The sequence below is a fragment of the Cupriavidus sp. USMAHM13 genome (genome assembly GCF_001854285.1).
Classification (GTDB): domain Bacteria; phylum Pseudomonadota; class Gammaproteobacteria; order Burkholderiales; family Burkholderiaceae; genus Cupriavidus; species Cupriavidus malaysiensis.
Genome location: NZ_CP017752.1, coordinates 2,997,909 through 3,020,586 on the forward strand (window position 1 = coordinate 2,997,909; position 22,678 = coordinate 3,020,586).

Annotated in this window: 19 protein-coding genes and 1 pseudogene; 7 read left to right on the forward strand and 13 right to left on the reverse strand. The window is 69.3% G+C overall.

Annotated features, from left to right (window positions below; genetic code table 11):
- Nucleotides 1–57 precede the first annotated feature (57 nt).
- On the reverse strand, nucleotides 58–960 hold the full coding sequence (locus BKK81_RS31360) for an EamA family transporter (RefSeq protein WP_071021147.1): 903 nt from the start codon (nucleotides 958–960) through the stop codon (nucleotides 58–60).
- 228 nt (nucleotides 961–1,188) lie between these two features.
- Here BKK81_RS31360 and pstS point away from each other — a divergent pair, with 228 nt between their 5' ends.
- Nucleotides 1,189–2,214 carry a phosphate ABC transporter substrate-binding protein PstS gene (pstS, locus tag BKK81_RS31365; RefSeq protein ID WP_071021150.1) on the forward strand — a complete coding sequence of 342 codons (1,026 nt, stop codon included), beginning with the start codon at nucleotides 1,189–1,191 and terminating at the stop codon, nucleotides 2,212–2,214.
- 283 nt (nucleotides 2,215–2,497) lie between these two features.
- Here the strand turns inward: pstS and BKK81_RS31370 are convergent, their stop codons facing one another.
- Nucleotides 2,498–3,049: a TetR/AcrR family transcriptional regulator gene (locus tag BKK81_RS31370; protein WP_071021153.1), complete on the reverse strand. Its 552-nt coding sequence runs from the start codon at nucleotides 3,047–3,049 to the stop codon at nucleotides 2,498–2,500.
- A 92-nt stretch (nucleotides 3,050–3,141) separates the two neighbouring features.
- Here BKK81_RS31370 and BKK81_RS31375 point away from each other — a divergent pair, with 92 nt between their 5' ends.
- Nucleotides 3,142–3,744, forward strand: a complete 603-nt coding sequence (locus tag BKK81_RS31375; protein WP_071021155.1) for a DJ-1/PfpI family protein — start codon at nucleotides 3,142–3,144, stop codon at nucleotides 3,742–3,744.
- A gap of 37 nt (nucleotides 3,745–3,781) precedes the next feature.
- On the opposite strand, the gene BKK81_RS35800 is transcribed toward BKK81_RS31375, so the two are convergent.
- From BKK81_RS35800 to BKK81_RS31410, 7 genes are all read right to left on the reverse strand, one after another.
- Complete coding sequence (locus BKK81_RS35800) at nucleotides 3,782–4,654, reverse strand: transporter substrate-binding domain-containing protein (protein WP_071021158.1); 873 nt, start codon at nucleotides 4,652–4,654, stop codon at nucleotides 3,782–3,784.
- Between the two features lie 34 nt (nucleotides 4,655–4,688).
- The gene (locus BKK81_RS31385; RefSeq protein ID WP_071021161.1) at nucleotides 4,689–5,480 is read right to left on the reverse strand and encodes an ABC transporter ATP-binding protein; all 792 of its coding nucleotides are present in this window, start codon (nucleotides 5,478–5,480) and stop codon (nucleotides 4,689–4,691) included.
- Complete coding sequence (locus tag BKK81_RS31390; RefSeq protein WP_071021164.1) at nucleotides 5,477–6,214, reverse strand: ABC transporter permease; 738 nt, start codon at nucleotides 6,212–6,214, stop codon at nucleotides 5,477–5,479. Before BKK81_RS31390 ends, BKK81_RS31385 begins: the two co-directional genes overlap by 4 nt.
- Nucleotides 6,214–6,930, reverse strand: coding sequence for an ABC transporter permease (locus BKK81_RS31395; RefSeq protein WP_156811509.1), 717 nt, complete (start codon nucleotides 6,928–6,930; stop codon nucleotides 6,214–6,216). The genes BKK81_RS31390 and BKK81_RS31395 overlap by 1 nt, the downstream gene beginning before the upstream one ends.
- 2 nt (nucleotides 6,931–6,932) lie before the next feature.
- Entirely contained in the window at nucleotides 6,933–8,366 is a 1,434-nt protein-coding gene (locus tag BKK81_RS31400; protein ID WP_071021167.1) for a M20 family metallopeptidase, read from the reverse strand.
- A gap of 136 nt (nucleotides 8,367–8,502) precedes the next feature.
- Nucleotides 8,503–9,684: a porin gene (locus tag BKK81_RS31405; protein ID WP_071021170.1), complete on the reverse strand. Its 1,182-nt coding sequence runs from the start codon at nucleotides 9,682–9,684 to the stop codon at nucleotides 8,503–8,505.
- A 496-nt stretch (nucleotides 9,685–10,180) separates the two neighbouring features.
- A complete protein-coding gene (locus BKK81_RS31410) occupies nucleotides 10,181–11,074 on the reverse strand; it encodes an MBL fold metallo-hydrolase (protein ID WP_071021174.1) in 894 nt (297 codons plus the stop codon).
- A gap of 105 nt (nucleotides 11,075–11,179) precedes the next feature.
- On the opposite strand from BKK81_RS31410, the gene BKK81_RS31415 reads away from it, so the two are divergent.
- Nucleotides 11,180–12,145 (forward strand): LysR substrate-binding domain-containing protein, encoded by a 966-nt coding sequence (locus BKK81_RS31415; protein WP_071021177.1) that lies wholly within the window; start codon nucleotides 11,180–11,182, stop codon nucleotides 12,143–12,145.
- Nucleotides 12,146–12,246: 101 nt separating this feature from the next.
- Here BKK81_RS31415 and BKK81_RS36955 read toward each other — a convergent pair whose 3' ends face one another.
- Nucleotides 12,247–13,332, reverse strand: a complete 1,086-nt coding sequence (locus BKK81_RS36955; RefSeq protein WP_418235918.1) for a methyl-accepting chemotaxis protein — start codon at nucleotides 13,330–13,332, stop codon at nucleotides 12,247–12,249.
- Nucleotides 13,333–14,244: 912 nt separating this feature from the next.
- Here BKK81_RS36955 and BKK81_RS31425 point away from each other — a divergent pair.
- Nucleotides 14,245–14,874 (forward strand): annotated as a pseudogene (locus tag BKK81_RS31425) (LysE family translocator).
- 44 nt (nucleotides 14,875–14,918) lie between these two features.
- On the opposite strand, the gene BKK81_RS31430 reads toward BKK81_RS31425, so the two are convergent.
- From BKK81_RS31430 to BKK81_RS31440, 3 genes are all read right to left on the reverse strand, one after another.
- On the reverse strand, nucleotides 14,919–16,571 hold the full coding sequence (locus tag BKK81_RS31430; RefSeq protein ID WP_083384632.1) for an AMP-binding protein: 1,653 nt from the start codon (nucleotides 16,569–16,571) through the stop codon (nucleotides 14,919–14,921).
- 88 nt (nucleotides 16,572–16,659) lie between these two features.
- Nucleotides 16,660–17,430, reverse strand: a complete 771-nt coding sequence (locus BKK81_RS31435; RefSeq protein WP_071021180.1) for an SDR family NAD(P)-dependent oxidoreductase — start codon at nucleotides 17,428–17,430, stop codon at nucleotides 16,660–16,662.
- 182 nt (nucleotides 17,431–17,612) lie between these two features.
- The gene (locus tag BKK81_RS31440) at nucleotides 17,613–18,770 is read right to left on the reverse strand and encodes an MFS transporter (protein ID WP_197524081.1); all 1,158 of its coding nucleotides are present in this window, start codon (nucleotides 18,768–18,770) and stop codon (nucleotides 17,613–17,615) included.
- Nucleotides 18,771–19,158: 388 nt separating this feature from the next.
- On the opposite strand from BKK81_RS31440, the gene BKK81_RS31445 reads away from it, so the two are divergent.
- The 3 genes from BKK81_RS31445 (at nucleotide 19,159) to BKK81_RS31455 (ending at nucleotide 22,649) form a co-directional block, all read left to right on the forward strand.
- The gene (locus BKK81_RS31445) at nucleotides 19,159–20,580 is read left to right on the forward strand and encodes an APC family permease (protein WP_071021185.1); all 1,422 of its coding nucleotides are present in this window, start codon (nucleotides 19,159–19,161) and stop codon (nucleotides 20,578–20,580) included.
- 235 nt (nucleotides 20,581–20,815) lie between these two features.
- The gene (locus BKK81_RS31450; protein ID WP_071022753.1) at nucleotides 20,816–21,859 is read left to right on the forward strand and encodes a Dyp-type peroxidase; all 1,044 of its coding nucleotides are present in this window, start codon (nucleotides 20,816–20,818) and stop codon (nucleotides 21,857–21,859) included.
- Nucleotides 21,852–22,649, forward strand: a complete 798-nt coding sequence (locus tag BKK81_RS31455; protein WP_071021188.1) for a family 1 encapsulin nanocompartment shell protein — start codon at nucleotides 21,852–21,854, stop codon at nucleotides 22,647–22,649. The genes BKK81_RS31450 and BKK81_RS31455 overlap by 8 nt, the downstream gene beginning before the upstream one ends.
- Nucleotides 22,650–22,678 lie beyond the last annotated feature (29 nt).

Below are 22,678 nucleotides of genomic sequence, written 5' to 3' on the forward strand. Positions count from 1 at the left end.
GCCGATCCGGCCAAGCCGGGCAGCCGCTGGCCTCCCGGCCCTGCCGCCCTGCCTCGCTCAGGCCCGCTTCGCGGCGCGCAGCCCCAGCCGCGCGCCGGACACATTGACCAGCAGCCCCGCCATCACCACCGCCGCGCCCGCCCATTGCGCCGGTGCCAGGTCCTCGCCCAGCAGCCAATGGGCCGAGACCAGGCCCACCACCGGCACCAGCAGCGTCAGCGGCGCCACCTTGCTGGCCGCGTAGCGCGTCAGCAGCCGGCCCCACATCGAATAGCCGAACAGCGTCGCCACGAAGGCCAGGTAGCACACCGCGAACACGGCCGCGCCGGACACCTGCGACAGGCTCGCGGCGATGCGTGCCGGCCCTTCGAAGGCCAGCGACAACAGTGCGAACGGCACGATCGGCACCAGCGCGCCCCACACCACCAGCCCGACCAGGTCGACCGGACCGATGCGCTTGCTGACGATATTGCCGGTGGCCCAGCACGCCGCCGCGCACAGGGTCAGCACGAAGCCGGCCACGCTCATGGCGCCATGCGCTCCGCCGGACGCCGTCGCCGCGCCCGTGCCGATCAGCGCCAGTCCCGCGGCGGCAACGGCCATGCCGGCGAGGTTGAACCAGCGCAGCGGCTCGCCCAGCCAGGCGGCGGCGATGGCCAGCGTGAAGAAGGCCTGGGCCTGCAGCACCAGCGACGCCAGCCCGGCCGGCATGCCCACCGCCATGGCGTAGAAGAGGAAGGCGAACTGCCCCAGGCTGATGGTGGCCCCGTAGGCCAGCAGCAGGCGCAGCGGGAGGCGCGGCCTGGGCACGAACAGTACCGCCGGGAAGGCCACCAGCAGGAAGCGCAGCGTGCCCAGCAGCATCGGCGGCATGCCGGCCAGCCCCACCTTGATGACGACGAAATTGATTCCCCAGACGAGGACGATGGCGAGGGCGAGCAGACGATCCTTGGCTTGCATGGCGGGAGACGAAACGAGACGAGACGCGACGGGGGCCGGGCAAAGGCGCAAGCCTATCACCAGCCGGCCCGGCCGGCCGGATGCGCTGCGACAGAATGCCGCAGCGCGGACGCGGATATTCCCGGTGCGCATGTGATGCCGGCGCCGTGTCCGTCATGTTTCCGCCATCGTGCGCCTCTATCGTGCCGTCACCCGTCGCAACGGGTCTCATTCCGGAGAAAACAAGACATGAAGTTCACGACCATCGCCGCCCTCGCCGTCGCGCTGCTGAGCAGTGCCGCCCAAGCCGCCGACATCACCGGCGCCGGCAGCACGTTCGCCGCCCCCATCTACAACAAGTGGGCCACTTCGTTCCAGAAGGCCAACGGCGCCCAGGTGAACTACCAGGGCATCGGCTCCTCGGGCGGCATCAAGCAGATCATCGCGAAGACGGTCGACTTCGCCGGCTCGGACGCCCCGCTGAAGGACGAGGAACTGGCCAAGGAAGGCCTGTTCCAGTTCCCCACGGTGGTCGGCGGCGTGGTGGCGGCGATCAATGTGCCGGGCGTGAAGTCGGGCGAGCTGACGCTGTCGGGCCCGGTGCTGGCCGACATCTACCTCGGCAAGATCAAGAAGTGGAATGACGCCGAGATCGCCGCGCTGAACCCGAAGGCCAAGCTGCCGGACCTCGACATCGCCGTGGTGCGCCGCGCCGACGGCTCGGGCACCAGCTTCATCTGGACCAACTACCTGTCCAAGGTCAGCCCGGAGTGGAAGTCGAAGATCGGTGAAGGCACCACCGTCAACTGGCCGACCGGCACCGGCGGCAAGGGCAACGACGGCGTGGCCGCCTTCGTGCAGCGCCTGCCGGGCGCCATCGGCTACGTCGAGTGGGCCTACGCCAAGCAGAACAACATGGTCTATACGGCCATGAAGAACGCCACCGGCACCGTGGTCGAGCCCAGGACGGAGACCTTCAAGGCCGCCGCCGCCGGCGCCAACTGGTCGAAGACCTTCTACCAGATCCTGACCAACGAACCCGGCAAGGACGCCTGGCCGGTGGTCGGCGCGACCTTCGTGCTGCTGCACACCAAGCAGGACAAGGCCGAACAAGGCGCGGAAACGCTCAAGTTCTTCGACTGGGCCTTCAAGAACGGCGAACAGGCCGCGCAGGAGCTCGACTACATCTCGCTGCCGAAGTCGGTGGTCGCGGAGATTCGCGCGCAATGGGCCGCGAAGATCAAGGACGAAGCCGGCAAGCCGGTGATGCGCTGAGCCGGCACCGCGCTAAGGCAAGCCTGACGCGCGCCGTGCACGCCTGACGCCCGGCCGCCCGGCCGGTGCGTGAGGCCGGCGGCGGCCAAGCCACGGGGCAACCGCAAGGTTGCCCCGTTTTCTTTGTTGCCAGGCCGCCGCTCAAGCCAGCAGCGGCGCCGCCTGCTCCAGCAGGAATTCGACGAAGGTGCAGAGCGGGCGCGTGTACCGGGTGTGGTGAGGTGTGGTGAGGTGTAGTGAGGTGTGGTGAGGGCCCTGCCCTGTGGTGAGCGCTGCGGGGAAGCTAGTCCCGGGGATCCAGGCCGGCGCCGACCAGCGCCGCCACGCCTTGCAGCAGCGCGCCGAAGGCGGCGGGATCGCGGCGGTCCCCCGCCTGCTGGCCGCCGATCAGGCAGAGATGCACGGCCCGGGCGATCCGCTCGGCTTCGGCTTCGCTGCGCGCCAGCGGGCGGCACACGGACAGCGCGAAGGACAGCCGCGTGCGGTCGACGCGGTCCTGGAATTCGGCCACCAGCGGGTCCTGCAGCGCCCAGGCGCGGATCGCGACCTCGCGCCCCGGCCGTTTCTGCGCCGCGATCTCCAGGTAGCGCGCGAGGATATCCTGCGCGCCGCGCCCCTGCGCGGCGTGGGCGAGCATGCGCCCGGTGTAGTCGGCCTCCCACTCGGCCAGCAGCGCGCGCACGAAGGCCTCCCGGCTGTCGAAATGATGGTAGAAGGACCCGCGCGTGACGTTCAGCCGGCGCGCCAGGCGCTCGGCGGACACGGCCTGGAATCCCTCCTGGTCCAGTGCCTCGAGCCCCGCCCGGATCCACCGGTCCCGTGTCAATGCCGCCATGCGTCTGCCGCCATGCTTGCCGCCATACAGGCTGTGTATGGCCTCCCTTGCGTCGCTAGAGTGCGATTCTCGCATAGCCACCCGACGACGCCATGAAGACCATCGCACTCATCGCCTTCGAGCAGTTCACCGACATCGATCTCTTCCTGATGTGGGACATCCTCGGCCGCCAGCGCCAGCACTGGCAGGTCCGCATCCTCGGCAGCCAGCCGGAACTGCGCTCCGCCAACGGCCTGGCGCTGCGGCCCCACGGTCGGCTGGACGAAGCCAACCATGCCGATGCCGTACTGTTCGCCAGCGGCAAGCAAGGCGTGCCGGCGGCGCTGGCCGATGCCGCCTTCCTCGGCAGCTTCCGCCTGGACCCGCGACGCCAGCTGATCGGCTCCATCTGCGCCGGCTCCTTCTTCCTCGCCAGGCTCGGCCTGCTCCCGCACAACCGGGCCACCACCCATCCCGACGCCCGCGCCGCCTTGAGCGCCATGGGCGTGACAAGCGACGAACGTCCCTTCGTCTGCGACGGCAACGTCGCCACCGCGGGCGGCTGCCTGTCGGCCCTGTACCTGGTCGCATGGATCGCCGAGCGGCTGCTGGGCAGCGGCCGGCATCGCGAGGTCCTGCGGGAATTGCTGCCGGCGGGGCAGGAAGCCCTGTTCGGGCGGCTGGTCGAGGCGAGCCTGGTGGAGGGCGGAGCGTAAGGCAGGGCGTGCCGGGTGCCTTCACCCTGCCATCGCTTCACGGTGCCGGAGTCGTATCGAATCCTATCCATTGCAGGGACAGCTGCCGGGTCACGCCTTCGGCAATGGTCGCCTTGATCGCCTGGTCGAAGCGCTCCAGCAGGGCCGTATCGCCTTTGCGCAATCCGAGGGAGGCACCCGCCCCGAATACGCCTCCGGACAACTGCGGCCCGGCCATCGTCAAGCGGGCGTTCGCGGGCTTCCGGCTCGCGCCCTGCATATAGCTCATCGACACCAGCGTGATGTCGATGCGCCCGGACAGCAGATCCAGGTCGGCTTCCTCCGGGGTCTTGTACTCGCGAACGGTGGCGACACCCTTCAGGTACTTGTCGATGAAGGCGCTCGCCACCGAGGCCGTCTGCACGCCGATGACCTTGCCAGCGAGCTGCGGCTTGATTGCCGCGATGAATCGCTGCAGGCCCGCCGCGTCCTTGTCCAGCCAGAGGACGCTTCCTTCTCCCGGCAGTTTCGCCAGCGGACTGGACTTCAAGGTGACGAACCGGCTTCCGACCGCGCTGTAGGGCGCCGAGAAGGCGATGGTCTCGCGTCGCTTCGGCGTCGCTGACAAGCCGGACATCAGCACGTCCACCTTCCCGGAGAGTAGCGAAGGAATCAGGCTGTTGAACGGGATGACGACCAGCTTGCACTCGACCTTCATCCTCGCGCACAGGATCTTGTAGTAATCGATCTCGTACCCGGCCAGCGAGCCGTCCGGGTTGGTGAAGTTGTATGGCCTGAATGCCCCTTCCGTGGCGATCGTGATGGTCTTCCCGCCATGGCCGTCGGCCGATGCGAAGGCAGCAGTGGAAGGGTTGAACAGCGCGGCGGCCAGCAAGGATGCCGCGGCGGCAAATGTCGCTTTCGCTTTCATGTAACGTCCTCTCTGCGGGGGGATGGACCACCGGCTATCGGTGGCTGGAGATGAACTGCCGGAAGCGCGCGGATTGGCTGTGACGGAACAACTGCTCGGGCGCGCCTTCGTCGTCGATGCCACCCTGATGCAGGAAGATCACGCGATCGGAGACCTCGCGCGCGAATCCCATCTCGTGCGTGACGACGAGCATCGTGCGCCCCTCCGCGGCCAGCTCGCGCATGACCTTCAGGACCTCGCCCACCAGCTCCGGATCGAGCGCCGACGTCGGCTCGTCGAACAGCATGACCTTCGGCCGCATCGCCAGGGCGCGCGCGATGGCCGCCCGCTGCTGCTGCCCCCCCGACAGCTGCGAGGGATAGCAGTCGCGCTTTTCCACGATCCCGACCTTCCTGAGCAGCGCCAGGGCTTCGTCCTCGCACTCGGCACGCGGTCGCTTCAGTACATGGATCGGCGCTTCCATGACGTTCTGCAGAATCGTCTTGTGCGACCACAGATGGAAGCCCTGGAACACCATGCCGAGGGACGCCCGGATACGGTCGACCTGGCGCTGGTCCAGGGGCCGAAGCGGCTTGCCGGGAACCTGGCGCATGCGGATCAACTCGCCGCCGACGGTGATCCGTCCCTGATCCGGCATCTCGAGCAGATTGATACACCGCAGCAAGGTGGACTTGCCGGATCCGGAGGAACCCAGGATCGAGATGACTTCGCCTTCGCGGGCATCCATCGAGACGCCTTTCAGGACCTCATGTCCGCCAAAGCTCTTCTTCAGTTGATCGACACGCAGCGCCACCTGCGCCGCCTCCCTGGTCGATGTCCCGTTCATGCTCGCTTCTCCGGTTTCGCGACCGCGGCCGCCTGGTTGGGGGAATGGCGCGCCGGCCGAGAATCCGGGCGCAGTGCCATCTCGAGACGCGCGATCAGCGCGGTCAGCAGCAGATTCAATGTGAGGTAGATCGCACCGGCAATGACGAACACGTCCAGCGTCCGGTAGGTCTCGCCGATCAGGCGCGCGGCGATGCCGGTGACCTCCATCAACGTGATGACGGAGGCGAGCGAGGTCGACTTGACCATCGCCACGACCTCGTTTCCGTATGCCGGCAAGGCCTGGCGCAAGGCCAGCGGCAGCACGATGCGGCGCCATCGGAGCAGGAACGGCATGCCGCACGCCTGAGCCGCCTCGACCTGTCCATGCGGTACCGACAGCAGTCCGCCGCGAAGGATCTCGCCGGAATAGGCAGCGGTGCACAGGCTGAGCGAGAGCAGCGCGCAGTAGTACGGTTCGCGCAGAAAGGGCCAGAGAATGCTCTCCTGTATCCATGGAAACTGCCCCGGTCCGTAGTAGATCAGGAAGATCTGCACCAGCAGGGGCGTACCGCGGAAGACGAAGATATAGGCGCTGGCCAGTGCGTTCAGCGCAACGTTCCCCGAGACGCGCATGACCGCGAGCACCACGGCAAGCACCAGCCCGGCGGCCAGGCTGAGCGAGGCGAGCTGCAAGGTCAGCGGCACGCCCTCGAGCAGCGCGGCCAGGCTGTCATGGATGAATGGAACGTCCATTATCTCTGCCTCACTCCGCGCGCATAGAAACGTTCCGTGGCGCGGAGCGCGCGTCCCGTACATGCCGAGATCAGGAGGAACAGCAGCGCCGCCGCGAAGAAGAAATCGAAGGGCATGCCGGTGGCGTTGGCGCCGATCTGCGCCCGGCCCAGCAGATCGGCCACGCCGGTGACCGAAATCAGCGCCGAGGCCTTCAGCACCATCTGCCAGACATTACCGATGCCCGGCATGGCGTGGCGCAAGGTCAGCGGGACCAGGATCCGGCGCAGACGCAGCAGGCGCGGCATGCCGCATGCCACCGCCGCTTCGAGCTCGCCCCGGCTCACGGCGTTGCAGGCGCCGCGGAAGACTTCCGTCAGCTGGGCGCCCGACGTGATCCCGATCGCCAGCACGCCTGCGACGGCTCCCGGGATGCCGACGAAACCGCCGGCGCCCATCCACGTTCCGATCCGGGTCAAGGCCGCGCTGCCGCCGAAATAGAACAGGTAGATGACCAGCAGTTCGGGAATCCCCCTCAGCACTGTGGTGTACGCCGTCGCCAGCGCCGGTAGCGGTTGGCGCCCGCCGACCTTGGCCCAGCAGCCAAGCGCACCGAACACGCCACCGGCCAGCAGGCCGCAGACGGCGACGGCGAACGTCGTTGCGGCACTGGCCATGAGCAGCGGCCCCCACCCTTGGCTCGAAAAGCCGAAAACGTCGAAGATGGACGGTTCCATGATCAATGCGAGGCAGGAAGCGGAACCCGCACGTCGTCGGGGATCGGGTTCTGGAAGGGCCCGTCCCCCACGCGTGCGCGATGCTCGGCCTTTGCCATTTCCAGGATGTCCGGGCGCAGGTAGAGGTGGACGGCCGTGCTGGCCATGATCTTGGCCGTGTGCACCATGCCCTTGTGGGCGATGCTCGACTTCCCCTGGGCCACCAGCTGCCAGGAATGGCCCGGCGTACCGATCGCGTAGGTGGCGCCGCGCGCCTGCACCGTGGGCGTCACCCAGCTGACGCTTCCCACGTCGGTGGACGCAAGCTGCGATTCATCCCCGGCGTACCGGGGCGCAATGGCATTGCACAGGACGAGGCCCTCTGCCCTCTTGAGGCCGGCACGGCGGAATGCGGACAGAACGGCTTCCTCGCCGACCGTAGCCTGGAAGCGGGCGGCCAGCGCGCGATCGGCGTCGTCGAAGTCCGGCGGCCCGAGTTCGGCGAACTGTGCTTGCATCAGGTCCTCGAGCGGCGTATTGCCGACCACGTTCGCATCGCCGCTGACGATCTGCGAACGCACGGTCGTCTGGGTCATCAGCGCGGCGCCCCGGGCGATGTCGTCCACCCAGGCGCGCAGGGTACGGAGACCGTCCAGGTCCGCGGCCCTGACCAGATATCTCACGGTGGCGCGCGCCTGCACCACGTTCGGCGCAATACCGCCGCTATCGGTCACCGCATAGTGGATGCGTGCACTCGCAGGCATGTGCTCCCGCATGTAGTTGACGCCAACGTTCATCAGTTCCACCGCATCGAGCGCACTGCGGCCGAGATGCGGCGCCGAGGAAGCATGCGACGCGACACCGGAGAAGTGATAGTTGATCTCGTTGCAGGCGAGCGAGACGGGATTGGCGACGCCGGAGAATGCCGCGGGATGCCAGCAGATCGCCGCGTCGACATCGTCGAACACGCCGGCCCGGACCATGAAGCCCTTGCCGGCACCGCCCTCCTCGGCCGGGCAGCCGTAGTAGCGGATCCGGCCCGGCAGGCCGTGTGCTTCCAGGTAGCTCTTGACTGCCGCGGCGGCGTGCATCGACCCGGCGCCGAGAAGGTTGTGCCCGCAGCCATGTCCGCTGCCGCCTTCGTGTACCGGGTCCCGTTCATCCACGCCGGCCTTCTGCGAAAGGCCCGGCAGCGCGTCGTACTCGCCGAGAATGGCGATGACCGGCCCGCCTTCGCCGGCCTCTCCCACCATCGCAGTAGGAATGCCGGCGATGCCCGTCTCGACGCGGAACCCCAGCTTGCGCAGCAGTTGCTCATGCGCCGCGGCGGACTGGTATTCCTCGTAGTTGAGTTCGGGTGTCTCCCAGACCGCGTTGCTCAATGCGGTGAACTGATCCCGCATCGCATCGATGCGTGCCCACACGTCCCGCATCGTCTCCACCTCGTTCACTTGCATGACACGCTCCTTGCCTGGATGGGTTGACTACCGTCGACGCGCCGCCATTGCCTCTTTCTGCCCGCGCGCGGCCACGCGACGCACGGCGACGGAATGGATGCGCGGCATGCCGATGCCACGCCGGCACCGCCGAACCTCAGAACCGATGTCGGATCCCGACGCGAACCATGGTCTGGCGATTGCTGTTCGAAGCCGGCAATGCCCGGATCGCCGCGACGGCCGGGCCGCCGGTCGAGTCGGTGCCGGAAGCCTTCTGATGAACGCCGGCCAGATACACGTCGGTACGCTTCGACAGGAAGTAATCCGCGCCCACGGCCACCTGGAGATAGTTCGCGCCCGAGCGGCTCGCGCCACTCGTGTCACGGACCGGGCTGCCCTTCGTGTAGCTGAAAGCCGCCCCCAACAGCAGGGCCGGCGTCACCTGATACTTGACGTTGATCTCGGCGTTGTCGAATGCCACGGTGCCCGCATAGCGCATGGCGTTCAGGCCGGGAACCGCCCCGAGATGCATGAACCGGATATTCGAGTACGTCGCACCGATGGTTGCCGCGCCGATGGCATAGGCGGCGCCGATGCCGATCACCTGGTAGGTGTTGGCCGACGTGAATCCGCGATAGACCGGCGACGTGACAGCGGACGGCGTGCCGGTAGCGGTATTGTTGCCAAACAGGCTGCCGGCGTTCGCGGCCGGCGTACGGGCGTTCAGGTAGGCCATACCGAACGCCAGCGGCCCGCCGCCATAGCGCGCGCCCAGCGACCAGACCTGGTTTGCCGTGACGTCTCCCGCGACCCCGCCCAGGCTGTACGTGCCCGTGAACGTCAGGCCGGCATGGGCCGCGCTCCTGTATTTGACGGTATGGTTGGCCCGGTATGAATTGTTGAAGTTGTCGATGTCGCCAGCGTGAGCGGACATCGCCGTGCCCCACTGTCCGGCGGCGGAAAATGCGCCCACGGAGTCGATGAGGGCATCGTATTGACGGCCCAGCGTCACGGTGCCGAAGTCCCCCGCCAGGCCGACCAGGGCCTGGCGCCCGAACGCGAGACCGCCTTGTCCCGCTTTGCCGTTGCTTGCATTGAAACCGTTTTCCAGCGCGAAGAGCGCCGCCAGGCCGCCGCCGAGGTCCTCCCTGCCGCGCAGGCCCCAGCGGCTGCCCTGCAGGCCGCCGCTCGTCAGGTTGTACAGGCGGGAACCACCGGCATTGGAGTTGTAGTTCAAGCCTTCGTCGACGACACCGTACAGCGCCACGCTGCTCTGGGCATGTGCCACATCGGACAATGCGCCCAGCGCGGCGACGGCATATAGCGATCCTTTTCTCATCGATTGTCTCCGTTGGTTTTTTATTTTTTTTATTTAAAAAATACTAATTAGATCCGCAAAAAATAAGCTCCGACTTTTAATATTGATAGACCAGAAAAATCACCATCCCGGCGTCGAAGGGGACACGCCATCGCGGAGGTGAAGACTGCGCTTACCGGCCGGCTGTGGCTCGCCGATCCGGCAACTCCGGCAGGAAGACGCGGAGGCAGGCCTGCCGCGTCGATCGGCAAGCAGGGCCCGACCGGGTCAATCGGCTTCGGCGACCCGCTCCTGCACGCCCTCACGAAGGCGGCCGTGGCAAGGCTTGGCGCCGGACGCTGCCGCAGGAGTCCCGGATTGCACCAAACGCACCAGATGCGCTCGTCGTCGAGAGAACACCCCCACAAGCTCCCGATCCAGGTGGCACCGGCATCCGGCGGCGGCGCAGAGCAAAGCAGACGCTCCGCCCGCCGGCATGATGGTGAATAACGGCGCCCGCGCGCCGCGAGGCGTCGCCCTACAAGTCGATCCGCATCAAGTCATGCGCCAGCCGCAGCGGGCCGCCGTAGTGCTTGCGGATATCGGTCACGACCTCGTCCAGCAAGTGCGGCCCCATCAGCTCCACCGGAAGGTGCTTGGCGGCCGCGCGTTTCAGTACCGGGCTGGTCGAATCGAAGTGACCGAAGTGCGTGGCGACAAGACTCTTGACCTCGGCGCGCGCCGCAATCCTGCCCAGCTCGGTCGGACTGGTATGCGAGAAGGTTCCCACGCCGGTCTTGGCGCGGTGCGCGATGAAGGACTCCGGGAAGGTGCATTCATGGATCAGCAGATCGGCATCGCGCGCCAGGCGCACCATCGCTTCGCAGGGCGCGGTGTCGCCACTGAACGCGATCACCTTCCCTTCCGCCTCGACCCGCACGCCGAAGCACTCGCATACCTCGCGCGGGATATGCTCGACCCAGTCGACCGAGATCTTCACGTCGTCGTCCTGGAACACCACGCCCGGGCTGATTTCGCGCACCTCGGGACGTATCGCCTCGAGATTCTGCTGCCGGATCGGGTAGGCGCCGCGCGCCCGGAAGTCGGCCTGGTAGGCGCCATGCTCGAACAGATGCTCGACGAAGTGCCGGGTTCCCTTCGGCCCCAGCACCAGCGGCGCACCGGTCTTGTTGAGCATCCAGCCCGAGATCACGAAATAGGGATAGTCGCAGATATGGTCGTGATGCAGGTGGGTCAGGAATACGAAGCCCACGGATGCCGGATCGACATTGGCACGCACCATCTGCCGGGTCGCCCCTTCGCCGCAATCGAACAGGAAGTGGCGTCCATTGTTCAGCGTCAGCAGGATTGCCGACTGCGCGCGGTCCGGGTCGGGCAGCGCGGCGCCTGTCCCCAGCATCGTGATCTTCATGGCGTCTCCGGGTTCTGCGTTTTAGGTGACGCCCAGTATAGTTCTGGCATCCATGAGCAATTGATGAAGTTTCGTGGCTCAGTGAACACCAGGAGGAATCACCGAATGGCTGCAGAATTCGAGGTCCCGCCGGCCCGGCGCATCCGCTCGACCTTGCGTATCCGCCATCTGGAACTGCTGCTGGCGCTCGACGACCTGCGCAGCCTGCACAAGGCGGGGGAACGCATGAACATGACCCAGTCCGCCGCCAGCAAGCTGCTGCGGGAGATCGAGGCAATGTTCGGCGTACCGCTTTTCCTGCGATCGCGCAGGGGCATCACGCCGACCGCATTCGGCACCGCCCTGTTCAGCAAGGCCTCGCTGCTGCTCGCGGACCTGGACGGCGCGCGCGATGAGATCGAAAGCCTGGCACGCGGCGGAGCGGGCCACGTCCGACTCGGTGCCCTGCAGGTCGCCCTGCCGGAGCTGGTGCCACGGACGCTCGCGCGCCTGCGCACGGAACAGCCCGGGATCACGATGCTGGTGCAGGAGGGGGCGAGCGACGTCCTGCTGGCGGCGCTCGGACGGGGCGAACTCGATTGCGTGCTGGGGCGGATGACGTGGCAGATGGAGTCCGGCGGTTTCCGCTGGGAGGTGCTGTATGACGAGCCTGTGTGCCTCGTCGCCCGGGTCGGGCATCCCCTGGCCAGGATGCGCAAGATGACGCCGGAATGCCTGGCGCGCCAGGAGTGGATCCTGCCACCCCGCGAAGCGCCGCTGCGGCAGACGATCGAGCACTATTTCATCGCCCATCGCCTGCCGCTGCCGAAGGCCGGCATCGAATCGGTATCGGTGATGACCAACGCCGTGCTGATGCGCGACACCGACATGATCGCCGCCATGCCGCTGACCATGGCGCGCTACCATGCGGCGCTCGACCGGCTCGCGATCCTGCGCTTCCGTCCCGACTGGAGTTTGCCTCCGGTCGGGATCGCGATGCGTGCCGAGGCGTCGGAATCGCCGGCCTTTGCATCCTTCCTATCGACACTCCGGGCGGTGGCACGGGGACTGAAAGCGACGGCGGCGCGCTAGCCTTCGTCGTGTGTCGGCACACGAAGCACGGAGCACGGGCGGCGACCGCACTCTCCCCTGATAGCCGCTGTCCCGCCTCGGCCATGCACAGCCTCAGGACACTAGCCGCGCGCCAGCGCCAGACCTGCGGCCGGCGCCGACACCGCTTGCTGCGCCCCACCCGGTGCCTCGTCCTCCAGCTTGAACTCACCGACCGCCTGCTGCAGGTGCTGCGCCTGCTCGGCCAGCGCGGCGGAGGCGGCGGCGGCCTGCTCGACCAGGGCCGCGTTCTGCTGCGTGACGGCGTCCATCTGCGCGACCGCGAGGTTGACCTGTTCGATGCCCTGGCTCTGCTGCCCGGAAGCCTGCGCGATCTCGTCCAGCAGGCCGGCCACCTGGCGCACCGACTGCATGATCTCCTGCATGGTCTCGCCCGCCTGGCCGACCAGCGCCGAACCGCTTTCGACCTGGGCGGCGGAGTCGCCGATCAGGGTCTTGATCTCCTTGGCCGCATTGGCGCTGCGCTGGGCCAGGCTGCGCACCTCGCCCGCCACCACGGCGAAGCCGCGGCCCTGCTCGCCCGCGCGCGCCGCCTCCACCGCCGCGTTCAGCGCCAGGATATTGGTCTGGAAGGCGATGCCTTCGATCACGTCGATGATATCGGCCACCTTGCGCGAGCTGCCGCTGATGGCTTCCATGGTCTGCACCACCTGGCCCACCACCGCTCCGCCGCGCGCTGCCACGCCCGAGGCGCCGGCCGCCAGTTCGTTGGCGGCATGGGCGCGTTCGGCGTTGCTGCGCACCATGCCGGTCAGTTCGCTCATGCGCGTCGCGGTCTGCTGCAGCGTGGCGGCCTGTTCTTCGGTGCGCTGGGACAGGTCCAGGTTGCCGTCGGCGATCTGCCGCGAAGCACCGCCGATGGCATCGCTCGATTCCTTGATGCGGCCGACCAGGTCGGTCAGCATGTCCTCCATCTCGCCCAGCCCGCTCAGCAGCCGCCCGAACTCGCCGCCACGCTCGGTGGCGAACTCCTGGCTCAGGTCGCCGGACGCCACCGTCTCGGCGATATGGACCGCTTCGCCCAGCGGCTGCTCGATGCTGCGCGTGAGGCGGTAGACATAGATCATGCCGAGCACCACGATGGCCAGCGCCAGCCCGGCCAGCCAGGCGCGCGCGGAAGCCGCCTGTGCGGCCGTCTGCGCGGCGATGGTGCCGGCCTCGGCCTTGTAGCGGCCGGCCAGCGCGGCCGCCTGCGCCTGCACGTCGTCCAGCGCCGGCAGCACCTCCACGGCGAAGACACGCACCGCCTCGTCGCGCGCGCCCTGCTGCAGCAGCGCCGCGGCCCGTCCCGAGGCGGCGGCGTACTTGCCCTGCGCGTCGCGCAGGCGCGCCAGCGCTGCCTTGTCCTCGTCCGAGGCAGCCGCGTCGGGCAACCCGCCGGTCGCCTCCTCGAACACCTTGCCCGGCGCGAGCTGGCCGCCGCTGTCAGGCAACCCGGCCTGCACCCCCAGCAGCCGCGCCGTCATGCGCGCGGCGTCGGCCCGCGCTGCGGTCGCCACGGCGGCGGCGGCGTCTGCCTTGCCCCAAGTTACCGCGGCGATGCGCTGCGCGCCGTCCGCGACGTCCTGCAGGCGCAGCGCGCCGACAGCGGCCAGCGCCAGCGCGAGCAGCGCCACCAGCCCGAAGCCGATCGCCAGGCGCGTGCGGATTCTCAGGTTCTCGATCGACATACGTGCTCCCCCTTCCCTCTTGTTTGTGGAATTCCCTGCCGTGCGGCGACGGATTCGGGCGCCGCGCCGGCCGGCCGGAAACCCGGACCGGCCGCCTTGTCCTATTGATCTTCCCGCTTGACGCCGACCATCGCTCGCGCCACTGGTCCACCACCCTGCAGGGCCGGCCACGGCGATGTATCGATCGGCACGCAAAGCGGGCAGGCCCAGGCGGATGCGGGCCGGACTTCCCGGCTTCAGCGTCTCAATCCATGGTCAACGGCAGCGCTCGGCGGACCTTGAGCGAAACGGCATGAAAACGCCGATAATGTCCCGCGGGCCGCGCCGCAAGGCCCGCGCCCGCGCCACCGGCCGTGCGGCGCCTCTCGGACCGAACCGCAAGGAAACAACATGCCAGACCTGTCTACCCTGGGAGCGTTCGTCGTCGTGGTGCTGGGCCTGTTCCTGATTCCGGGGCCCGCTGTGCTGCTGGTTTTGACGCGCACCGTGCATGGCGGGCGCAAGGCCGGCATCCTGACCGGCCTGGGGGTGGCCGCCGGGGACTTCATCCATACGCTGTGCGCGGCCGTCGGGCTGTCGGCGCTGCTGATGACGTCCGCGCTGGCGTTCAACGCGGTCAAGTACCTCGGTGCGGCCTATCTGCTCTACCTCGGCATCCGCGCCCTGCGGCAACCGCCGCAGGACGACCCGCGCTTGCCGCAACTGCCCGCGGTGACGCCCGCCAAGGCCTTCCTGCAGGCCATTCCGGCCGAGGTGCTGAACCCGAAGACGGCCCTGTTCTTCCTGGCCTTCCTGCCGCAGTTCGTCCACCCGGGCCATGGCTCGTCCTTCGGCCAGTTCGCCGTGCTGGGCCTGGTCTTCGTGGGCATGAGCGCGCTCTAAACCACGCTGCTGGTGCTGAGCGTGCGCCCGCTGGGCCGCTTCGCACGGCGCCTGGGCTGGCTGGTGCGCTGGCAGAACAAGCTCATCGGCCTGCTGTTCATCGCGCTGGGCCTGCGCGTGGCCGCCCAGACCCGCTGACGGGGCGAAACGCCGTGGGCCGGGCCCCCGGCCCACGGCGCACCTCAGCCGGCCTGCGCCAGCAAGGCGCGCAACTGCGCCTTGGCCACCTTCTCCAGCGTCGAGCGCGGCAGGCTGTCGACCAGCCTGACCTCGTGCGGCCGCTTGAAGTCAGCGAGTTGCCCCGCGCAGGCGGCGAGCACGCGCTCGTCCAGCGCGGCATCGGCCCCGGCGGCGGGGATCACGAAGGCCACCGGCACCTCTTCCAGCATCGGATGCCTGCGGGCGACCACCGCCACCTCGGCCACGCCGGGCACCAGCGCGATCACGCGTTCGATCTCTGAGGCGGCGACATTCTCGCCGCCCACCTTCAGCATGTCCTTGGCGCGGTCCGAGAAGTAGAGGAAGCCGTCTTCGCCCAGGCGCACGCGGTCGCCGGTGGCGAACAGTCCATCGGCGCGGAAGGCTGCCGCCGTGGCGGCCGGGTCGCCCGCGTATTCGAGGAACAGCGACAGCCCGCGCACGCCGCCGACGTAGAGTTCGCCGGTCGCGCCGGGCGCGACCGGCCGGCCGTCGCCGTCGAGCACGTGGATGGTGTAGCCGTTGGCGGGACGCCCCATCGACAGCGGCGCATCGGGCAGGTGCGCCGAGCCCACGGTGCCGTGCGTGATGGTCTCCGTCATGCCCCACCAGCCGATGGTCTTGACGCCGAAGTGGGCATCGGTCGGCGGTTCGCACACGGCACTGCCCCAGAAGCGGTAGTGGTGATGTTCCGGCCGCGGCACCGTCAGCAGCGCACGCACGCAGAACGGCACCACCGAGGTCCAGGTGCAGCGGTGCCGCAGCGACACCGGCCAGAAGCGCGAGGCGGAGAAGCGCGGCTGCAGCACCACCGTGGCGCCCACCCATAGCGCGGCCGCCACCGAGTAGACCTGGGCATTGGTGTGGAACAGCGGCAGGTGGACCAGGTGCACGTCCTCGGCGCGCAGGTCCTCGTGCAGGGCGCACTCGCGCGCGCCCCACAGAGCATTGCCGTGGGTCCACAGCACGGCCTTGGGCCGCGCGGTGGTGCCCGAGGTGTACTGGATGCCGAACGGCGCCATCGGGTCGTGCGCGCGCACGGCCAGGCCGTCCGGATCGGCGTCGATGGCGGCGAAGGGCTCGCCGGGGCCGGACGCGGCCGGCGGCGCGGCGCCGCTGTCGGTGGCGGTCACCGCCAGCCAGCCCAGCGCGGGCGCGGCAGCGGCCACCAGTTGCGCGAAGCGCGGCTGGGTGATGGCACCCACCGCGCCGCTGTGGCTGGCGAAATAGGCCAGTTCGTCGGCGCTGGAGCGGGCATTGGTGGTCACCGCCACGGCGCCGGCATAGGCGCAGCCGAGCCAGGCGATGACGCTTTCGGGACAGTTGTCGAGGTGCACCAGCACGCGTTCGGCGGGGCGCACGCCGCGGGCCTGCAGGCCCGCGGCGAAGCGGCGCACCGCCGTGGCGAAGCCGGCATAGCTCCAGCGCCGGCCCTCGCCTTCGAAGGGCTCCCAGATCAGGAAGGGATGGTCGCCGCGGCGCGCGGCCTGGGCATCGATCAGGGTACGGATATCGCAGCCGGCGAACGGATGCACGAAGGCATGCGGGAAGGGGGGCGCGATGGAATGCGCGATGGGCTGGCCGGAAGGTGCAAGGGAAGTGTCCGCAGGGGAACTGGCGGCAGCGCTGTCGGTCATGGGACTTGCCTGTCGGTGCGGGCCGGCGCGCCGGCTGCCGCGGTCATCGGTCGGTGCGTGCCGCGGCGCGGTCGCCACGGCACCGCGCTCAGAACAGCGTGTAGCCGCCGTCGATCACCAGCGTATCGCCGGTGTGGTAGCGCGAGGCATCGCTCATCAGGTAGATGGCGATGCCGGCGAAGTCGGCCGGCTCGCCCCAGCGCCGCATCGGCACGCGCTTGCCGACCATCTCCTGGAAGGCGGCGTCGGCCTGGCCGCGCGCCGTCATGTCGGTGGCGATCCAGCCCGGCAGGATGGAATGGGCGCGCACGCCGTGGCGCGCGTACTCGACCGCCAGCGCGCGCATCATCGAGATCAGGCCACCCTTGGTGGCGGCATAGTGCTCGTTGCGCGGCGCCCCCTCGATGGCGGCCACCGAGGCCGTGCCGATCAGCACGCCGCCGTCGCCCTGCTTGAGCATCTGGCGCGCGGCACCGCGCAGGGTGAAGAAGGCGCCGTCGAGATTGACGCGCAGCACGCGGTGCCAGTCCTCGCTGCGCATGTCCTCGAAGCGGCCGCCGCGCGCGCCGATGCCGGCATTGGCGAAACAGCCGTCGATGCGTCCGAGCGCCTCCACCGTCTCGGCGAAGGCAGCGTCCACCGCCGACTCGTCGCCGACGTCGCAGCGCACCGCGTGCACGCGCCGGCCATGGCGCGCCAGCCGCTCGACGGCCGCCGCGTTCTTGTCCGCGCTGGTGCCCCAGATCGCGATGTCCGCGCCAGCCTGGGCCAGGCCTTCCGCCATGCCGAGCCCGATGCCACCGTTGCCCCCGGTGACCAGCGCCACCTTGCCGCTCAGATCGAATGCCTGATAGGTCATGTGTCTCCTCTCTCCGTGTTCGTCGCCCTGTTTGCCGCCCTGTTTGGCGCCCTGTCTGGCGCCAAGGTCGATGCCGGCGCACCCTGGCGAACGGTGCGTTCCAGTGTCGCGAACGCTCCGCGGCAGCGCGTCGTCCGAAACGACGAATCGGCCGTGACCGCTTCGGTCACGGCCGTGCGGCGTTACCGGCGCGGCAGGGTCGCGGCCCAGAACAGGGCCGCCAGCAGGCTCAGGGAGAAGCCGAGCAGGCAGACCCCGCTCCAGCCGGCCCGGTCGTAGGCCAGCGTCGATGCCAGCGCGCCGAAGCCGCTGCCCGCCGCGTAGAACAGCATGTAGCTGCCCACCAGGCGGCCCTGCGCCTGCGGCCGGGCTTGCAGGATCATGGCCTGGTTGATCACGTGGACCGCCTGCCCGCCCAGGTCCAGCAGCACGATGCCGGCCACCAGCGCCGCCATCGAAGTGGGCAGCATGCCGATCGGCAGCCAGCTCACCGCCAGGCATAGCAGCGCCAGCCCGGTAGCGCGCTGCCCCAGGCCGCGATCGGCCAGGCGGCCGGCACGCGCCGCCGCCAGCGCGCCCACCGCGCCGACCAGGCCGAAGGCGCCGATGCCGGCATGCGACATCGAGAAGGGCGGCGCCGACAGCGGCAGTACCAGCGCGCTCCAGAACGCACTGAAGGCGGCGAACATCAGCAGGCCGATCATGCCGCGCACCTGCAGCGTGCGCTCCTGCGCCAGCAGCGCCAGCATGGAGCGCAGCAGGGCCGCGTAGCTTGGCGGCCGGGGCGGCGCGGCCACCGCCGGCAGGCGCCGCCCCAGCCACACCAGCATGCCGCCGGCCAGCAGCGCGGAAGCGAGATAAACGGCGCGCCAGCCGGCCGCGTCGGCCACCAGTCCGGCCAGGGTCCGCGCCAGCAGCAGCCCGATCACCACCCCGCCCTGGGCCGCGCCCACCACGCGTCCGCGCTCGCCCGGCTCGGCCAGCGTGGCCGCATAGGCGATCAGCCCCTGCGTCATCGCGGTGCCGAACAGGCCCATGCCCAGCATGCCCGCCAGCAGCAGCGCGGGCGTGGGCGCGGCGGCGACCGCCAGCGCGGTCACGGCCAGCAGCACCAATTGCAGCGCCAGCAGGCGCCTGCGCTCCAAGCGGTCGCCAAGGGGCACCAGCGTGACCAGTGCGAGGGAACAGCCGGCCTGGGTCGCGGTGATGATGCCGCCCACCGTGGCAGGCGGAATGCCGAAGTCCCGGGCGACGGCATCGAGCAGGGGCTGCGCGTAGTAGACGTTGGCGACGCTGAGCGCACAGGCGACCGCGAGCAGCCGCACCAGGGAAGCCGGCATCGGCACGGGCCGGGCGGACGGCGGCAGGCCATCGGGCCGTGCGGCGACACGGGATGGAAGCATGGGCGCTCCTTAGTTTCAAATTAAAACCATGTGACGCCGCAGTGTAATGAATGAGGTTTTAATTTGCAACCATATGAAGTGCCGTCAGGGATCCCGCTGAGCGAGGGCAGCCCGGACGGCCAGGCAAGCTGGTAGCCGCACGCGGCACCGTCGTCACCCTCGGTTGTGGCGCTCGGATACGCGCGCCTTGTTGCGCGCCGGGTCCTGACCCAAACTGGAGACGGTGCGATCAGGCCCGTTCCAGCGAGCGGGTTCGCCGGGGGCCGACCGTCCTGAACCGGGGCCCCGCAGCGGGCCGGGCAGCGTCCCGGAAGGGAGGGCCACCATGGAGGCGAAGGCGCAAGGAGGGCTGGAGGCGGGCGCGCTCGGACTGGGCGAATCGGTCGTGATGGGCGTAGCCGGCACGGCGCCGGCCTTCAGCCTGGCGGCGACCACCGCCACGCTGATCGCCACCGTCCACACCCTGGCGCCGGCCAGCCTGCTGTACTGCGGCCTGATCATGTTCGGCGTGACCCTGGCCTACCGCCAGCTCAACCGCCTGCAGCCGGACGCGGGGGCCTGCTATGCCTGGGTCGGCACGGCCTTCCATCCCGTGCTGGGCTTCCTCGCCGGCTGGGCGCTGCTGGTCGCCTCGGCGGTGTTCATGGTTTCCGGCACCATCCCCGCCGCCACCGCGACGCTGCTGCTGCTCGATCCGGCGCTGGCCGCGCGGCCGGCACTGGTGACCCTGGTGGCCGCCGGCTGGCTGCTGCTGGTGAGCGCGGTGGTGATCAAGGGCATCAAGCTCACCAGCTACACCCAGGTCGCGATGACGGTGGTGGAGCTGGCCGTGCTGGTGGCGGTCTCGGTGGCCGCCCTCGCCCATGCCACGCGGCACGCGCCGCATGCGCTGGCGCTGTCCTCGTTGTCCGCGCTGTCGCCCTGGCACTTCACGCCCCACCTGTTCGCCAACGGGGCGCTGGTGGCGCTGTTCTTCTTCTGGGGCTGGGACGTGACCGCCAACCTGACCGAGGAGACGCGCGATCCCTCACGCGTGCCCGGCCGTGGCGCGCTGCTCGCCATGGGCATCGTGCTGGCGCTGTTCATCGCCTTCGTCGCTGCCTGCCTGCTGGTGCTGTCGGATACCGAGATCCGGCAGGCCGGCACCAACGTGGTCTTCGCGCTCGCCTCGCGGCTGTTCCCCCGCCCGTGGGACTACCTGGCCGTGCTGGCAGTGATGCTCAGCACCGTCGGCACGCTGGAGACGTCGATCCTGCAGTTCAGCCGCACGCTCTATGCCAGCGGCCGCGACGGCCTGCTGCACGGGCGCTACGCGCGCCTGCATCCGGTCTGGCGCACGCCGTGGGTGGCCACGCTGGTGATCTCCGGCTGCGGACTGCTGTTGCTGCTGGCCGCCGCCACCTTCGACAGCGTCGGCGAGATCATCCAGGACTCGGTCAACGCCATCAGTTTCCAGGTGGCCTTCTACTACGGCCTGGTCGGCTTCGCCTGCGCCTGGCGCAGTTACCGCGCGGCCGCGGGCACTGCCGATCTGGCGCTGATGGTGGCCTGGCCCGCGGCGAGCGCGGCCTTCCTGTGGGCCGTCGCGCTGTACAGCATGCCGGCCTTCGATTTCACTGCGCGCGTGATCGCCGTCGGCGGCATCGCCATCGGCGTGGTGCCGCTGCTGCTGGGACGGCGCCGGCGCCGTCTCGCGCGCACCGCCGCGGGGGACGAGAGGCAGCGGGATGCGGCGGACACCGGGTAGTGGGTAGAGGGCGGAGGGCAAAGGGTGGAGGGCCCGGTGCCGTGAGCGCTGTACCTTGCCCGCTGTATCTTGCCTTTTGCGCGTGGTTCGGGTTACATATCCTGCGTCGCCCACCAAGGAAATGTATGGATTCGACGCGCATGAAATGGTCGCTCCGCCGGCCGCGAGCCGCCGCCGGCCGCAGCGCCACCCGACACACCACGCGGCCCGCCGCGCCAGCCGGGGGACGCGGCAGATGAACGGCAGCACCCCGCAGGCGGTCAATGCGCCCATCACGCGCTCCGCCATCTTCCTCGTCCTCACCCTCCAACCCGATGCCGCCAGCCACGCCGCCGTGCGCGCGCTGTGCGCCGACCTGGCCGCGCTGGTGCGCTCGGTCGGCAAGCGAGTGCCCGCCGGCCGCCTGTCGTGCGTGTGCGGCTTCGGCTCCGACGCCTGGGATACGCTGTTCGGCGCCCCGCGCCCGGCCGGCCTGCACCCCTTCCGCGCGGTCGGCCAGCCGCCGCGCGTAGCGCCGGCCACGCCCGGCGACGTGCTGTTGCACATCCGTGCCGAGCAGATGGACCTGTGCTTCGAGCTCGCCGCGCAGATCATGACCCGGCTGGGCAGCGCGGTCGCCACCGCCGACGAGGTGCATGGCTTCCGCTACTTCGACCAGCGCAGCATGGTCGGCTTCGTCGATGGCACCGAGAACCCGGAAGGCGAGGAAGCGCTCGACTTCACCCTGGTCGGCGCCGAGGATGCGGACTTCGCCGGCGGCAGCTATGTGATCGTGCAGAAATACCTGCACGACATGACCGCATGGAATGCGCTGCCGGTGGAAATGCAGGAGCGCATCATCGGCCGTACCAAGCTGTCGGACATCGAACTGGCCGAGGGCGTGAAGCCGAGCTGGTCGCACAGCTCCCTCACCACGCTCGAGGAAAATGGCGCGGAGGTCAAGATCCTGCGCGACAACATGCCCTTCGGACGCCCCGGCGCGGGCGAGTTCGGCACCTACTTCATCGGCTACGCGCGTTCGCCGGCACCCACCGAGACGATGCTGGAGAACATGTTCGTCGGCAATCCACCCGGCAACTACGACCGGCTGCTCGATTTCAGCACGGCGGTGACCGGCGGCCTGTTCTTCGTGCCTTCGGCGCCGCTGCTGGAAGCGCTCGCCGAGCGCGAAGCCGCCACCGCGCCGGCCCCGCTGCCGGCCTCCGATGCGCTGGCCGCGCCCGCCGGCGATGGCTCGCTGCGCATCGGCTCACTCAAAGGAGCTTCCCAGCATGAATAACCTGCATCGCGAACTGGCCCCGATCTCGAGCGAGGCCTGGGCGCAGATCGAGGAAGAAGTGGCGCGCACCTTCAAGCGCGCGCTCGCCGGGCGCCGCGTGGTCGACGTCAAGGGCCCCAACGGCAATGCCTTCGGTGCCGTCGCCACCGGCCGCCAGGCCGCCATCGCCGCGCCGCGCGAGGGCGTGCAGGCCAGGCAGCGCGAGGTCAAGGCCGTGGTCGAACTGCGCGTGCCTTTCACCTTGTCGCGCGATGCGATCGACGCCGTCGAGCACGGCGCCAACGATGCCGACTGGCAACCCGCCAAGGATGCGGCCACGCGCATGGCGCTGGCGGAAGACAGCGCCATCTTCGACGGCTATGCGGCCGCCGCCATCGTCGGTATCCGCGCGGGCAGTTCGAATCAGCCGGTGCCGTTGCCGGCCAAGGTGGCCGACTATCCCGCCGCCATCGCACAGGCGCTGAGCCAGCTGCGCCTGGCCGGCGTGGACGGCCCCTACTCGGTGCTGCTCGGCGCCGATGCCTACACCGCGTTGAGCGAGGCCAGCGACGGCGGCTATCCGGTGCGCGAGCACATCGAACGCATCGTCAACGGCGAGATCATCTGGGCGCCGGCCATCCGAGGCGGCTGCGTGCTCTCCACGCGCGGCGGCGACTTCGACCTGCATCTCGGCCAGGACCTGTCGATCGGCTACCAGCGCCATGACGACACGACCGTCAGCCTCTATCTGCAGGAAACGCTGACCTTCCTGCTGCAGACTCCTGAAGCGGCGGTGGCGGTCATGCCCTGAGGTCCCGCTCGCGCGCGCGGCGCCGCCGC